This window comes from Streptomyces sp. NPDC004539 (assembly GCF_040610055.1).
Lineage (GTDB): Bacteria > Actinomycetota > Actinomycetes > Streptomycetales > Streptomycetaceae > Streptomyces.
The window spans coordinates 200,695-214,298 of record NZ_JBEXLS010000008.1; the positions used below are offsets into that span (position 1 = coordinate 200,695).

Annotated in this window: 14 protein-coding genes; 10 read left to right on the plus strand and 4 right to left on the minus strand. The window is 72.1% G+C overall.

Annotated features, from left to right (window positions below):
* The first annotated feature begins 156 nt into the window (after nucleotides 1-156).
* The 4 genes from ABZX85_RS19050 to ABZX85_RS19065 all read left to right on the plus strand — a co-directional run bounded on the left by ABZX85_RS19050 (nucleotide 157) and on the right by ABZX85_RS19065 (nucleotide 4,889).
* A complete protein-coding gene (locus ABZX85_RS19050; RefSeq protein ID WP_355869439.1) occupies nucleotides 157-1,626 on the plus strand; it encodes a hypothetical protein in 1,470 nt (489 codons plus the stop codon).
* Between the two features lie 68 nt (nucleotides 1,627-1,694).
* Nucleotides 1,695-2,918, plus strand: a complete 1,224-nt coding sequence (locus ABZX85_RS19055; RefSeq protein WP_355869442.1) for a MoxR family ATPase — start codon at nucleotides 1,695-1,697, stop codon at nucleotides 2,916-2,918.
* Nucleotides 2,919-2,983: 65 nt separating this feature from the next.
* Nucleotides 2,984-4,234: a VWA-like domain-containing protein gene (locus ABZX85_RS19060; RefSeq protein ID WP_355869965.1), complete on the plus strand. Its 1,251-nt coding sequence runs from the start codon at nucleotides 2,984-2,986 to the stop codon at nucleotides 4,232-4,234.
* A gap of 70 nt (nucleotides 4,235-4,304) precedes the next feature.
* Complete coding sequence (locus ABZX85_RS19065; RefSeq protein WP_355869445.1) at nucleotides 4,305-4,889, plus strand: Uma2 family endonuclease; 585 nt, start codon at nucleotides 4,305-4,307, stop codon at nucleotides 4,887-4,889.
* A 14-nt stretch (nucleotides 4,890-4,903) separates the two neighbouring features.
* On the opposite strand, the gene ABZX85_RS19070 is transcribed toward ABZX85_RS19065, so the two are convergent.
* Together ABZX85_RS19070 and ABZX85_RS19075 are read right to left on the minus strand one after the other, a co-directional pair.
* Entirely contained in the window at nucleotides 4,904-6,556 is a 1,653-nt protein-coding gene (locus ABZX85_RS19070; RefSeq protein WP_355869449.1) for an insulinase family protein, read from the minus strand.
* Complete coding sequence (locus tag ABZX85_RS19075) at nucleotides 6,553-7,482, minus strand: hypothetical protein (RefSeq protein ID WP_355869451.1); 930 nt, start codon at nucleotides 7,480-7,482, stop codon at nucleotides 6,553-6,555. The genes ABZX85_RS19070 and ABZX85_RS19075 overlap by 4 nt, the downstream gene beginning before the upstream one ends.
* Nucleotides 7,483-7,612: 130 nt before the next feature.
* On the opposite strand from ABZX85_RS19075, the gene ABZX85_RS19080 reads away from it, so the two are divergent.
* A complete protein-coding gene (locus ABZX85_RS19080) occupies nucleotides 7,613-7,984 on the plus strand; it encodes a holo-ACP synthase (RefSeq protein WP_355869453.1) in 372 nt (123 codons plus the stop codon).
* 66 nt (nucleotides 7,985-8,050) lie between these two features.
* On the opposite strand, the gene ABZX85_RS19085 is transcribed toward ABZX85_RS19080, so the two are convergent.
* Nucleotides 8,051-8,257, minus strand: a complete 207-nt coding sequence (locus ABZX85_RS19085) for a DUF397 domain-containing protein (RefSeq protein ID WP_355869456.1) — start codon at nucleotides 8,255-8,257, stop codon at nucleotides 8,051-8,053.
* Nucleotides 8,254-9,069 carry a helix-turn-helix transcriptional regulator gene (locus tag ABZX85_RS19090; RefSeq protein WP_355869459.1) on the minus strand — a complete coding sequence of 272 codons (816 nt, stop codon included), beginning with the start codon at nucleotides 9,067-9,069 and terminating at the stop codon, nucleotides 8,254-8,256. The genes ABZX85_RS19085 and ABZX85_RS19090 overlap by 4 nt, the downstream gene beginning before the upstream one ends.
* Before the next feature lie 33 nt (nucleotides 9,070-9,102).
* Between ABZX85_RS19090 and ABZX85_RS19095 the strand changes: the two genes are divergently transcribed.
* The 5 genes from ABZX85_RS19095 to tsaE all read left to right on the plus strand — a co-directional run bounded on the left by ABZX85_RS19095 (nucleotide 9,103) and on the right by tsaE (nucleotide 13,252).
* Complete coding sequence (locus ABZX85_RS19095) at nucleotides 9,103-9,426, plus strand: hypothetical protein (protein ID WP_355869462.1); 324 nt, start codon at nucleotides 9,103-9,105, stop codon at nucleotides 9,424-9,426.
* A 152-nt stretch (nucleotides 9,427-9,578) separates the two neighbouring features.
* Nucleotides 9,579-10,364 (plus strand): L,D-transpeptidase family protein, encoded by a 786-nt coding sequence (locus ABZX85_RS19100; RefSeq protein ID WP_355869968.1) that lies wholly within the window; start codon nucleotides 9,579-9,581, stop codon nucleotides 10,362-10,364.
* 13 nt (nucleotides 10,365-10,377) lie between these two features.
* On the plus strand, nucleotides 10,378-11,526 hold the full coding sequence (gene alr / locus ABZX85_RS19105) for an alanine racemase (protein ID WP_355869465.1): 1,149 nt from the start codon (nucleotides 10,378-10,380) through the stop codon (nucleotides 11,524-11,526).
* Between the two features lie 24 nt (nucleotides 11,527-11,550).
* Nucleotides 11,551-12,777, plus strand: a complete 1,227-nt coding sequence (locus ABZX85_RS19110) for an alpha/beta hydrolase (protein WP_355869468.1) — start codon at nucleotides 11,551-11,553, stop codon at nucleotides 12,775-12,777.
* Nucleotides 12,746-13,252 (plus strand): tRNA (adenosine(37)-N6)-threonylcarbamoyltransferase complex ATPase subunit type 1 TsaE, encoded by a 507-nt coding sequence (gene tsaE / locus ABZX85_RS19115; protein WP_355869471.1) that lies wholly within the window; start codon nucleotides 12,746-12,748, stop codon nucleotides 13,250-13,252. The genes ABZX85_RS19110 and tsaE overlap by 32 nt, the downstream gene beginning before the upstream one ends.
* The last annotated feature ends 352 nt before the right edge of the window (nucleotides 13,253-13,604 follow it).

Here is a 13,604-nt window from a genome sequence, read left to right on the forward strand (position 1 = left end):
ATTCCACCCGGACACAGATCTGCGGCGTGCCTTGATGTGGTTCCTTTCCGCTCGATAATCCCTTGCGCTCCCACCCCAACCCCCCGCTACCATCCCCTTGATGACTACTCCTTCTCGTATGAGATTGGGGGCCCCGTCCGCTCAAGGTGAGTGCTGATGGCAGCTCACCTCGCGGATGGCACCCTCTTCTGGTCGCGTGTGCGGCGTTATGCCGTGCCGCCTTTGATGATCACTTCTGCTACGGCTCGCCGGGACGTCGGGGACTGGGCCGGGGCCTGTGCTGCGGCGCGGGTGGAGGTGGACCTCGATCTGGGGGCCGCCAAGCAGGCGTACGGCGCGGGGCTGGTGAGCCGGCTCCGAGTGGACCTGCGGCACCTCGCGCCGGATCTGTTGCGCTGGCACATGCCCAGGGTGATGCCGGACGGGCTGTTGCGGCCCGCGTTGACCGTTCCGTTGGTCCGGTACGACACCGATGCGCGGCCCCTGTGGCTCGTCGTGCGTACCCCTCCCGCCTGGGCGGACGCCGGTCAGCGGATGAGCCTCGCGCTCTGGGACGGCGGGCTCGCCGAGGACGCGGGCGCTCGTCGGCATCCGCATCCCCACCCCAGTCGGCGTTTCCGGCTCGATCTGCACCGGCATCTGTGGGATGCCCGCAGGGCGGGGGAGTTGGCGGGGCGGGCGGCTGCCGACGACCAGCACGCGACCCGGCGCTGGCCCGTCGAGGCGGCGCTCCTGCTGGCGGCGGAGCGGTTGCCGCCGGGGCCGGTGGAGGTGCGGACCGGCGCCGGGGGCCGGGTCGTGCTGGACACGCGGGAGTCGGCGGCGGAAGGGGCGGTGCGCTCGCCGGCGTCGTCCGGCTCGCCTTTCGGGGACGAACCGTCACCGTACGAACCCTCGCCGTACGAACCGGCGTTGTACGAACCGGCTTTGCTCGAACCGGCGTTGCGCGAACCAGCCTCGTACGGACCGGCGTTCGGTTTCGTGCAAGTCCCCGTCCCTTCCGTCGGCTTGGCCTCCTCGCCGCGTGCCGTCCCGCTCCCCCTCCTCCCCGACGCCTCCACCTGGGCCCTTCCCGACCTCGTGCTCCTGCGTGAAGGGGCCGTCGAGGCAGGGGAGTTGCATCCGCTCGTCGCCGAGGCGCTGGTGCCGGGGTACTCCCGTGCCGTCGAACCGGCGGCCGATCGGGCGCACCGCTTCGTCGACTGCCGGGGCGAGCGGCATCGGATCGCGCTGGTCGACGGCGTGCTCTCGCCGCTCGACCACGCGCCCGAACAGCTGCGCAGGGAAGAGCTGTTGGCGGCGCTCACCGGAACTCCCTTGCCCTGCCTGCGAGTCATCGACGAGGCGCATCGCCGGCCGGACTGCCTGACCGGTGTGCGGGAGCGGCTGGAGCACGGGGACGTGGCCGGCGCGCTCGCCGTCGTCGAGGAACTCCTCGGCTCCGAGGCGGTGTTGCGGGACGGACCGCTCAAGGACGCGCTGGCGGAGGCGGCCGAGCGGAAGGTCGCGTACGGGGTGTACCGGGCCGGGCTGAGCGAGGGGGCGCCGGAGCGGACGGGGGAGCGCTGGACCGGGCGGCGGACGCGGGCCCGGCGGTACTCGCGGCGGCCGGTGCCGAAGCGGTAACGGGCCCTTCCGTCGTAGTCCCCTTTTCCCATCCCCTCTTTCCCCTCTTTCACGAATGGTGATCACCCATGCCTGAAAACACTCAACTCTCCCTGGCCGACGACCTGTTGGCCCTCCTCTCCGACACCACCACCGAACCCCGCGCCGATATGCAACTGGAGGCGCTCACGCTCGCTGTCGCCGCCGATCTGCCCGTCCTGCTGTGGGGCGAGCCGGGGATCGGGAAGACGGCGGCGCTCACGCAGCTCGCGGAGTCGCTGGACCTGCCGTTGACGACCGTCATCGCGAGCGTGCACGAGCCGTCCGACTTCGCGGGGCTGCCCGTCGTCGGGGACGACCCCGCCGTACAGGGCGTGCCGATGGCTCCGCCGGACTGGGCGGTGCGGCTGGTGCGGGCCGGGAAGGGGCTGCTGTTCCTGGACGAGCTGTCGACGGCGCCGCCCGCCGTGCAGGCCGCGCTGCTGAGGCTCGTGCTGGAGCGGCGGGTGGGGGCGCTGCGGCTGCCGCCCGGCGTGCGGATCGTGGCCGCCGCCAACCCCCGTGCCTCGGCGGCGGACGGCTGGGAGCTGAGCGCGCCGCTCGCCAACCGCTTCGTCCATCTCCAGTGGGCGCACGACCACGAGGTCGTCGTACGCGGGCTCGGCGGGGTGTGGCCGCGGGCCACGCTGCCCCGGCTCGATCCCGAGCGGCTCGCCGGGGCCGTGGAGTACGCGCGGCGGGCGGTGTGCGGGCTGCTGGAGGTGCGGCCGAAGCTGGTGCATCAGATGCCGAGCGCCGAGACGCGGCGGGGCGGGGCCTGGCCGTCGCCGCGGAGCTGGGACATGGCGCTGCGGCTGATCGCGTTCGCGTCGGCGGCGGGCTCGTCGCGGGAGGTGCTGTCGTTCCTGGTCCGGGGGACCGTCGGGGACGGGCCCGGCCTCGAACTCCTCGCCTGCGTCGACCGGATGGACCTGCCCGACCCCGAGTCGGTCCTCGCGGACCCCGCCGGGGCCGAGCTGCCCGTCCGCGGCGACCTCCGGCAGGCCGTCCTGGACGCCGTCGTCGAGGCGGTCCGGGCGCGTCCGAGCCGGGCCCGCTGGGACTCCGCCTGGTCCGTCCTCGTCCGCGCGCTGGAGACGGGGGCGCCGGACCTGGTCGTCGTCCCGGCGAGCACGCTGGCCTCGCTGCGGCAGGAGGAGTGGGAGGTGCCGGCCGAGATCGAGCGGCTCGCGGGGGTGGTGGCGCTGTCACGGGGGGCGGATCGGGCGGCGGCCGTGGTGCGGGAGAAGGAGACTGCGGGGGTGGGGCGTTGAGGGGGGTCGGGGCTGAGGGGAGCGGAGTGGATGTGGATGTGGATGTGACGGCCGATGCGAAGGGCATCCAGGCACCCGTCTCGCCTCGCACGCCCGCCCCCTCCCACCCCCTCGACACCGACAAGCTCTACACCGCCCGCCTCCAGGCCGCCCGCGCCCGCCCCTACCTCGCCTCCGCGCTCTTCGCCCTGGACGTCGTCGAGTCGGCGAGCGTGCCGACGATGGCCGTGGACGCGTACTGGCGGTGTTACGTGTCGCCGGGGTTCGTGGCGCGGACGCCGGTGGAGGAGCTGGCCGGGGTGTGGGTGCACGAGGTGTCCCACCTGCTCAGGGACCATCACGGGCGCGGCGACCGGGTCGCGCGGGAGCGGGGGCTCGACGGCGTCGGGGACCGGTTGCGGATGAACATCGCGGCGGACATGGAGATCAACGACGACATCTACGGGGACGGGCTGGAGCGGCCGGCCGGGGCGGTCCTGCCGGAGCTGCTGAGGCTGCCGGAGGGGCGCCTCATGGAGGAGTACCTGCGTGACTTCCAACTGGGCCCCCACCTGGGCGACTTCGTCTGGCTGGACTGCGGCAGCGGCGCCGACGGGCGGGCGCGCGGCTGGGACCTCGGTCCCGGTGGCGCCGCCGGCCTCACGGAGCAGCAGCGGGACGCCGTACGGTTCCGGGTCGCCGAGGCGATCAAGGGGGCGCCGGGGAGCGCGCCGGACGGGTGGAAGCGGTGGGCCGAGAAGGCGTTCCACCCGCCGCAGCCGTGGCTGCGACTCCTCGGCGCGGCCCTGCGTTCGGCCGTCTCCGGCGCGGGCGCGGGCCAGGACTACAGCTACGGCCGTCCCGCGCGCCGTTCCGCCGCCCTCCCCGGCCTCGTCCTGCCCAGCCTCCGCCGGCGCCCGCCCCGGGTCGCCGTCGTCATCGACACGTCCGGGTCGGTCAGCGACGCGGAACTCGGCAGTGCGCTCCTGGAGGTCGCCGCGATCACCCGCGCGGTCGGTGGACGCCGTGACCTCGTCACCGTCGTCTCCTGCGACGCCGCCGCGCGCATCGCCGAGCCCGTCTGCCGCGCCGAGGACATCCCCCTCATCGGAGGCGGCGGCACCGACCTCCGCGCCGGCTTCACCACCGCCCTGCGCACCCGCCCCGACGTCCTCGTCGCCCTCACCGACGGCCAGACCCCCTGGCCACCCCAGCCCCCCTGCCGCACGATCATCGGCCTCTTCCCCCGCACGAACCGAAGCCACTGGCGCGAGACGGACCCGACGTACGTTCCGGAACGGCCGCCGGGGTGGGCGAAGGTGGTGGAGATCGGGTGAGGGGGTGCCGAGCGACGACGTCAGCCCGCGCGTTCCCGGCAGAGTTCACCGTGTGGGAACGGAGAACGCGATGAGCGCGATGTACCCGGAGTACGCGCAGTGGCTGCGCCAGGTGCGCCGCTTGCTGAAGCTCCCCAAGGCTGCCAAGTTGCTGTTCGACCAGGGGCGTCTGTATGTGTCGCCGGTGACGGTGACGGTGACGGTGACGGAGGCGCACAGCGCGGCGAACGATGCGATCCGGTCGCAGCTGGCGGAGCAGCTCGGAGGAGGGTCCGGGCTTCACGTGACCCGGGACAAGGGCGTGCTCCCGGAGCTGGACGGCTACACCCCCGAACCCGACGTGCTGGTGGTCGACGCGGGTGTGCTCGGGCCGGGAGACGCCTTCGTCGAGCAGAAGCACGTGCACTTCGTCGCCGAGAGCGTGTCCCGCTCGACCGTCGGGCAGGACTACGGACGGAAGCTGAACCAGTACGCCGCTCGCGGGATTCCGACGTATCTCATCGTGGACGTACTGGTCGGCGAGTGTGTCCTCTACCAGGCCCCGAAGGGCGACGAGTACACCTCGGCCGTGCCCTACCGCTTCGGTGAGCGGGTCGAGTTCACCCTCGCCGGGGTCGAGGTGTCGGTGCGGACCGACTTCAAGACGATCCGCTGACACACCCGGGGGCGTCACCCCTGCGCATTCCCCCGATACAACGCCACCGTCCCCACCGCCAACGGCACCCACATCACCCACACCGTCACGATGACGTCCGCCGTGGTCGTGCTGTCGGCGGAGATGACGGCGGACAGCAGACCCCAGACGGCGGCGAGGAAGCCGACGAGCCAGAGGGCGACGGTCTGGGTGCGGGAGCGGGTTCTCGGCACGGGGGTGTGCCGGGGCTGGGGGGTGGGGATGTGGGAAGGGTCGCGGGGCGGGAGGTGGACGACGAGGTGGGAGGGGACGGCGGCGTCGACGGCGGCGATGCGGTCGGGGGTGACGGCGCGGTAGAGGGTGGGTTCGATCGTGACCGAGAAGCCGTCGTGGCCCGTGAGGGAGCGGGAGCCGTCGGGGCGGGTGGTCATCGCCGCGCATGCCGCGTAGTGGACGGTGACCGGGCCGCCGGGGGTGGACAGGGAGACGCCGTCCGGGGCGATCGTCAGCGTGACGTCCGGTTCGGAGAGGTGGCGGTGCTGCGTGCCCCCCGTCGGCGTCGTCGTCGAGTACTGCGGCGCCGGCGTGAAGCCCGCCCAGTCGACGCCCCTGCCCGGGACTTGGATCAGTGCGTTGGCCCACGTCTCCTGGGCGACCTCGTGGACGTCCGCGAGGGTGACCGCGGCGAGTTCCGCCCGGCGCTCCTCCACCGAGCGGACGGGGTGCCCGAGCAGCAGGCTGAGGGCGTTGCCGGGCAGGAGGCCGGCGCCGGGGTCGTCGTACTGTTTCACCAACCGCCCCCTGGACGAGTCCAGCTCCTGCGCGGTGATCGTGCCCGCGCGCAGCCGGGCGAGGGTGTCGACGAACCCGCCGACCACCGCGTCCTGCTTCTTCGGGAGGGCGTCGGCGTACGCGGTGATCGTGGCGTACGACGCGTCGCGCGGCGAGTAGTCCGCGTCCGCCTGGTAGGAGTAGCCGCCCTCCTGGCGCAGATCGTGGAAGAGGGCCCGCCCGAAGAGGTCGGCGAAGACCATCGCGGCGGCGGAGCGGCGGACGACGGCGGAGAGGACGACGTTCCCGTCGTCGCCGCGGATGTACGCGGGCGTCACCGGCAGCGCGCTGGTCGCGGGCGGCGCCGGGATGCGCGTACCCGGCGGGAGGGTGAGGTCGAGACCGGCGGGGACGTGGTCGCCGGTGATCCAGAGCACCGCGTTGTCGCGGGTGAACCGGGTCTGGGCCCAGTAGCGGACGGCGTCCGGCGTGAGACTCCAGGTCCCCAGCTCGGTGTAGCTCGTCAGCCCGTACCCCTGCGCCCCGTACCGCCACAGCGGCAGCTGCGAGGAGCCGCCCCGGCCCGCCGCCTCCGTCCGCAGGATCTCCTTCTCCGTCTCCAGCCGCTCCAGCGGGAGTTCGCGCAGCGACGCGCACACGCTGTTGAGGTAGGTGACGACCTCCTGCTCGGTGCCGGTGACGTGGAAGAGGGTGTATGTGGTGGCGGTCGCGCCGTTGTAGTGCAGGTCGGAGAGGCCGAGCCGGTGCAGGGCGAGGTGCTCGACGAGGTGGGTGAGGCCGGCGGTGGCGAGCGTCTCGTCCGCGCGTCCCACGCGGAACATGAGCCCGGCGGTGATCTCGCTGCCCGGTCCGGGCGCGTAGAGGGTGGGGACGCCCTGGGTGACGGCGGTGTTCATCGGGCGGTCGCCTCTCGCGCGGACTTGCGGTACTTGTGGAACGCGGCCTTCGGATCGGACAGGTACGACCACGGGAACTCGCTGGCCCGGTCGCCGAGTTCGGCGAAGTGCGGGGCCGCGTCGGCGTGGTGGCCGCCGAGGGAGAAGGCGAGGGCGAAGGTGCTGTGCGCGGGGACGGCGGACAGGTCGGGGCGGTACGCCGGGTGCCGTACGGAGATGGCGGCGGCGTTGCGCAGGTCGTGGAGGACACCGGGGCTGCGCAGGTAGGGGGCGCCCTGGCCGTCCAGCGACAGCCAGTGCTCGATGTGCGCGTCGGCGACGAGGACGCCGGTCATCGCGCCGTCCGGTGCCTCGCGGGTCGCCTCGGCGGCGAAGCCGTGCGCCGCCTCCCAGCTGCCGCCCCACTTCGGGCAGAGCTGCTGGAGGAGGGCCGCCTGGGCGCCGTACACGTGCGGGTGGTGGGCGCGGAGGCGGTCGTAGCGGCGGCGGGCCTCGGTGTGGCCGAGCTCCAGGCCGCGGGCCAGGGTGATCCGTACGTACCACGCGGGGGCGTAGGCGGGCTGTTCGGCGCAGACCTGGATCAACAGCTGTTCCCCCCTGCGCAGCCAGGCGTGGAACTGCTCGAACTGCTCCCGTGAGACGTCCTTCGCGAAGGCGGCGCTGCGGATGCCCCAGCCGATGATCGCGTACCGCTTCGCGAGGATCGTCCTCGGGAGGGGGTCGGCGGGGAAGTCCCGCGCGGCCCGCTCCAGCAACTGCTCGGAGCCGTCGGTCTCCGCGACCGCGTTCATCCCGATGATCAGGTCGTCCACGGACCCGAGCCGCCCCAGGAGACCCCGCAGGGCCGCCCAGTCCCCCGCCCGCGCGGCGTCCCGCACCGGGATCAGCTCGGGCACGTTCTCGTACACGTCAAAACTCGGCCCCACGCCGCTCACTGTCAGTCCCCACCCTGGCTGGATTCGCACGCTTGTTTCAGGACGCCGCAGGTTAACAGGGGGATGGGGTGAGGGTTTACGGAGCGGGGGCTGACGTGAGGCACCCCCTAAAGTGCTCGGCATGAGCATCATCGGCGTCGGTATCGACGTGGCCGAGATCGAACGGTTCGCGGCATCCCTCGAACGAACCCCCGCCCTCGCCGCCCGCCTCTTCCTCGACAGCGAACTCCTCCTCCCCAACGGCGAACGCCGCGGCCCCGCCTCCCTCGCGGCCCGCTTCGCGGCGAAGGAGGCACTGGCCAAGGCCCTAGGCGCCCCCGGGGGGCTCCTCTGGACCGACGCGGAGATCTACGTCGAGGAGAGCGGGCAGCCCCGGCTGCGGGTACGGGGGAGTGTGGCCGCCCGCGCCGAGGTGCTGGGGGTGAGGCGGTGGCATGTGTCGCTGAGCCATGACGCGGGGGTGGCTTCGGCGGTGGTGATCGCGGAGGGGTAGAGGGGGTGCCGGGCTCGTCCCCGATTTTCCTGGAGACCAGGCAACTCGGGGACGAGCGGGGGCGCTTCAGGCGCGGGCAAGGGCGACTAGGCCCGCGAAGGCGGTCGGGGTGAGCATGAGGGTGGGGCCGGTGGGGTTCTTGCTGTCGCGGAGGGGGACGAGGGGGTGGGTGGCGGCGTAGGCGGGGGCCCACTCGACGCAGTTGCCGCCCTCGCCGTCGCTGTAGGTGGACTTGATCCAGGTGAGGCCGCGAAGGTCGAGGGTGTTGCTCATTGGGCGTGCTCCTTCATGATCGAGCGAATCAGGGCCAGAGAGCGTGACTCGGGTTCTGCCATCGCGCGAAGCCGGTTGTAGGTCTCCGACCACTTCTGCACGTCGGAGACGGAGTCGTTGATGAGCCCCCTACCGGCGGCTTCCGAGTACAGGACCGCCGACCCGTCTTCCTGGGTAAGCAGGATAAAGGGCTGACCGGCTGCGGGAGTTCCTGCTGAGAAGGGGAGCACCTGGAGCGTGACGTGGGGCTTCTCCGCCATTGCCAGGAGATGCTGCAACTGGTTGACCATGATGCTTCGGCTCCCCACCACCGTGCGCAGCACGGCCTCGTTGAGGATGACCCACAGCAACGGCGGGTTGGCTCGCTCCAGGGCCTCGCGGCGGAGCATCCGCAGCTCCACGCGCGCCCTGATCTGATCGTCGGTCTCGCGAGGCCACGCTGTTCGGTAGATCGCCTCGGCGTACTCCGGTGTCTGGAGCATCCCCATGATGAAACTGGGGCTGTACTCCTCGATGATGTCGGCGTTCTTCTCCATCTGTACGTACGGCACGAACCACCCGGGGTGCCCGCGCTCACTGATCCGCGCCAACAACCGCTCGAAGTACCCCGACGTGTTGAAGAACTTGTCGCACGCCTTCGCGAACAGCACGGACGCCATCGCCTTGCCGTTCTTCACCTTCGACACGTACGGCGCCCCATACCCCGTCGCCGCCGCCAACTCGTTCTGTGTCGCCCCCTTGTGGATGAGGGCCGCCTCGATCTCCCGGCCGAACCACGCGAGCCCGTCCACGGGCTCCGGCTCCTCGCTCACGTGTTCAACTTCCTTGGCCAAAGGACCCTAGCCATGGCAGCTTGTTACGCCGCCCTCATCGTCACCGAAGAAATGTGGGAAGCCGCCCTCGAATACCCCAACGGCTTTCCCGGCGACAATAACGCCCCCGACTGGATCGCCTGCGAACTCGACCAGCACCCCCACGGCGACCACTTCGCCACCCTCCGCGACCTCACCAAGGCCGACGACGGCGCCGTCTGGGCCGTCTGGCCCGCCCCGGAGCACGCCGAGATCCACCACCTCGTCCACTGCCCCTCCACCAGCCCGAAGAAGCAGGACGCCTGCTGGCTGCCGACGGGGCATCGGGGCGGGCACACCTGGGAGCGGTTCGAGTAGGGGCGGGGTTACACCGTCTACGTGGTTCCGGGTGACCCCACCGCGTGCCCTACACGCCCCCCACCCCCGAAAGCGTTACGTCTGATCGCATGATGAGCAGACGTACCCCCCTCGCCCTGACGCTGGCGGGCGCCGTGTTGTGGTCCGGAGGGATGGCCAGTGCGGCCCCCGCCCCGGAGGAGGAGCTGGTGCCCGGTGTGCGGCAGACCGCGCTGGTCGATACGCCGGATCAGGTGCTGGCGCCGAGGACGTACGGACCGAGCGCGGAGGAGGACGCCGTCGAGCCGAAGGACGCTCCGAGGGGCGCGTACGCGCTCGTCGAGTACGTGCCGCTGGGGGAGGCTGTCGCGAGGGTGGGGTGTACGAAGAAGGCCGGGCCTTATCAGCGGCAGGTCGAGCGGTGGCTGAAGGTGAAGGTGGACGGGAAGCAGTCGGCGAAGGACTGTCAGGCCATCAGGGCGTTCCAGAAGAAGCAGAAGATCAAGCCGGCGATCGGTTTCGCGGGGCCGGTGACGTGGAAGCGGATGCAGTTTCTGTCCGCCAAGAAGAATCCGAACGCCGCGAAGAAATGCCCCGTCAGGAAATACCGCGTCGCGTGCGTCGATCTCGCCCGGCAGCTCACCTGGGTGCAGAAAGGGAACAAGGTTGTGTTCGGCCCGGTGTCCATGAGGAGTGGGGGTAAAGCTCATCCGACCCGGACCGGGTGGTTCAAGGTTTATTGGCGGCACAAGAATCACGTCTCCACGCTCTACAACACGCCGATGCCGTATGCGCAGTTCTTCAGCGGCGGGCAGGCTTTTCACGCCGTGTACGGGAGTATCCACACGGTCGGCGGGTCGATGGGCTGCGTGAATCTGACCGTGCCCGACGCACGGAAGCTGTGGGGGGTCCTGAAGAAGGGCGACCGGGTGTACGTCTGGGGCAAGAGGCGGCTCTGAGAGACTGGGGGAGATGAGAGAGACGGAACGGGCGCGGGCCAGGGCGGTGATCGACCTGGCGGCGCTGCGGGCGAACGTGCGCGCGCTGCGGGCGAAGGCGCCGGGCGCGGCCTTCATGGCCGTGGTCAAGGCCGACGGGTACGGCCACGGCGCGCTCCCGTGCGCCCGCGCGGCGGTCGAGGCCGGTGCGACATGGGTCGGGACGGCGACGCCGGAGGAGGCGCTGGCGCTCGTCCGGGACGCCGGGCTGCCCGACGACGTCCGCGTCATGTGCTGGCTGTGGACGCCGGGCGGGCCCTGGCGGGAGGCCGTCGAGGCCGGGATCGACGTGTCCGTGAGCGCGCTGTGGGCGCTCGCCGAGGTCGTCGAGGCCGCCAGGGCCGTACGGAAGACCGCCCGCGTGCAGCTCAAGGCCGACACCGGGCTCGGGCGGGGCGGCAGCCAGCCCGCCGACTGGGCCGAACTGGTCGCGGCGGCGTACGACGCCGAGCGCGACGGCGTCGTACGCGTCACCGGTGTGTGGTCGCACCTCGCCTGTGCGGACGAACCCGGGCACCCTTCGACAGCCCTCCAGCTGGACCGGTTCCGCGAGATGACCGCGTACGCGCACGCACAGGGCCTGCGCCCCGAGGTGCGGCACATCGCCAACTCGCCCGCCACCCTCACCCTCCCCGAGGCCCACTACGACCTCGTCCGGCCGGGCATCGCGATGTACGGCCTGTCGCCGAGCCCGGAGCTGGGCGCGCCCGCCGATCTGGGCCTGCGCCCGGTGATGACGCTGACCACGCCGGTCGCCCTCGTCAAGCACGTACCCGGCGGGCACGGCGTCAGCTACGGACACCACTACGTCACCCCCGGCGAGACGACCCTCGCGCTGGTCCCCCTCGGCTACGGCGACGGCGTACCCCGGCACGCGTCCGGCGCCGGGCCGGTGCTGGTCGGCGGGAAGTGGCGGACGGCCGCCGGGCGGATCGCGATGGACCAGTTCGTCGTCGATCTGGGCGGCGACGACGTCGAGGCCGGCGCGGAGGCGGTCCTGTTCGGGCCGGGTGACCGCGGGGAACCCACCGCCGAGGACTGGGCGCAGGCCGCGGGGACCATCGGGTACGAGATCGTCACCCGCATCTCCGCGCGTGTTCCCCGCGTCTATGTCGGTGGGTAGTCACTCGGTGGAGAGGAGCGGTACGTGAGCGAGAGCGGTGTGGAGGCGATCGTCTCCGCCACGGGGGACGCCGCGGGCAACTGGCGCCGGGCGACCGGCATCGCGGGCGCCGCGATAGGGGTGATCGCGGCGGGCGCGGCGGCCGGTGTCGCCCTGGAGCGGATGACCGTCGGGCGCGGCATGCGCAAGAAGGCCCGCCTCGCCCTGGACTCGGCGGGCCCGTACGGCGCCCTGCGCGGCACCCCCGGCAGGGCGTACGCCGACGACGGCACCGAGCTGTACTACGAGGTGGACGACGTCGAGCCCGAGGGCGGCTCCGCTCCCCGGCGCAGGCGGCTGTTCGGCCGCAAGGCGCCGGCTCCCGTCACGGTCGTCTTCAGCCACGGCTACTGCCTCACCCAGGACTCCTGGCACTTCCAGCGGGCGGCGCTGCGGGGCGTCGTCCGCACGGTCCACTGGGACCAGCGCAGCCACGGCCGCTCGGGGCACGGCGTCGCGCAGCTCCAGGACGGCGTGCCGGTCAGCATCGACCAGCTCGGGCGGGACCTGAAGGCCGTCGTCGACGCGGCCGTCCCCGAGGGACCCGTAGTACTCGTGGGGCACTCCATGGGCGGGATGACGGTGATGGCGCTCGCCGCGCAGTTCCCGGAGTTCGTGCGCGAGCGGGTCGTCGCGACGGCCTTCGTCGGGACGTCCTCCGGGCGGCTCGGGGAGGTCAACTACGGGCTGCCGGCCGCCGGGGTCAACGCGGTGCGGCGGGTGCTGCCGGGGGTGCTCAAGGTGCTCGGGCAGCAGGCCACGCTCGTCGAGAAGGGCCGCCGGGCCACGGCCGAGCTGTTCGCCGGGATCATCAAGCGGTACTCGTTCTCCTCGCGGGACGTCGACCCGGCGGTCGCCCGGTTCGCCGAGCGGATGATCGAGGGGACGACCATCGACGTCGTCGCCGAGTTCTACCCGGCGTTCACGGAACACGACAAGACCGAGGCGCTCGCCTTCTTCCGGGACATGCCGGTGCTGGTGCTCGCCGGGGTCGGGGATCTGGTGACGCCGAGCGAGCACAGCGAGGCCATCGCGGACCTGCTGCCGGACGCGGAACTGGTGCTCGTCCCCGACGCCGGGCATCTCGTGATGCTGGAGCACCCCGAGGCGGTGACCGACCGGCTCGCCGACCTGCTGACGCGCGTGGGGGCGTTCCCGGCGGGCGCTACCGTTGGCGGCTATGGAAGCAGCAGCACCGCACAGCCTGGCTGAGCTGACCGTCACGTCCCCCGAGCAGATGCGCGAGCTGGGCCTGCGGCTCGCCTCGCTCCTGTGCGCCGGGGACCTCGTCATGCTCAACGGTGAACTCGGCGCCGGGAAGACGACGCTCACGCGCGGTCTCGGGGAGGGGCTCGGCGTCCGGGGTGCCGTGACCTCGCCGACGTTCGTCATCGCCCGCGTCCACCCGTCCCTCGTGGCCGGGCCGCCGCTCGTCCACGTCGACGCGTACCGCCTGGGCGGCGGGCTCGACGAGATGGAGGACCTCGACCTCGACGTCTCCCTGCCGGAGTCCGTCGTCGTCGTCGAGTGGGGGGAGGGGAAGGTGGAGGAGCTGGCCGACGACCGGCTGTGGATCGGCATCGAGCGGGCCGTCGGCGACACGACCGACGAGGTCCGGCACGTGTCGCTGCGCGGGCTGGGGGCGCGGTGGGCCGGGGTCGATCTGGGGGGTGTGCTGCGCGTGTGAACGTTCCGACGCGATGTCGGCAAAATGTTGCGCCTGCGGGATCGGGCGTGGTCATATGGTATCCAGCCCGTGGTTAGGTCTACCTAACCAGCCCGCTGGAGGCGCCCATGTCCCCCCTGTCCCCTCGCCCCGTACCCGCCGTATTGATGAGAGAGCTGCTCGCGGCGTGCGCGGCGGCGGAGGCGGTGTCGTTGCCGCCGAGGGGGCCGGAGCGGGAAGAAGACGAGGGCGGGATGGTGGAGGAGGCGGCGTAGCCGCCTTTCTAGGGGCGCGGGGCTGTATCTGATTTGCGGCTACCGCCGCGTGGGCGCGACCAGCCACAACGGCGCCGCAGATGTCATACGGCCCATTG

Bases quoted from the DNA above. Each gene is read 5' to 3' on its own strand.
- ABZX85_RS19050 (WP_355869439.1), top strand. From the start codon at position 157: ATGGCAGCTCACCTCGCGGATGGCACCCTCTTCTGGTCGCGTGTGCGG.
- ABZX85_RS19055 (WP_355869442.1), top strand. From the start codon at position 1,695: ATGCCTGAAAACACTCAACTCTCCCTGGCCGACGACCTGTTGGCCCTC.
- ABZX85_RS19065 (WP_355869445.1), top strand. From the start codon at position 4,305: ATGAGCGCGATGTACCCGGAGTACGCGCAGTGGCTGCGCCAGGTGCGC.
- ABZX85_RS19070 (WP_355869449.1), bottom strand. From the start codon at position 6,556: ATGAACACCGCCGTCACCCAGGGCGTCCCCACCCTCTACGCGCCCGGA.
- ABZX85_RS19080 (WP_355869453.1), top strand. From the start codon at position 7,613: ATGAGCATCATCGGCGTCGGTATCGACGTGGCCGAGATCGAACGGTTC.
- ABZX85_RS19085 (WP_355869456.1), bottom strand. From the start codon at position 8,257: ATGAGCAACACCCTCGACCTTCGCGGCCTCACCTGGATCAAGTCCACC.
- ABZX85_RS19095 (WP_355869462.1), top strand. From the start codon at position 9,103: ATGGCAGCTTGTTACGCCGCCCTCATCGTCACCGAAGAAATGTGGGAA.
- ABZX85_RS19100 (WP_355869968.1), top strand. From the start codon at position 9,579: ATGGCCAGTGCGGCCCCCGCCCCGGAGGAGGAGCTGGTGCCCGGTGTG.
- alr (WP_355869465.1), top strand. From the start codon at position 10,378: ATGAGAGAGACGGAACGGGCGCGGGCCAGGGCGGTGATCGACCTGGCG.
- tsaE (WP_355869471.1), top strand. From the start codon at position 12,746: ATGGAAGCAGCAGCACCGCACAGCCTGGCTGAGCTGACCGTCACGTCC.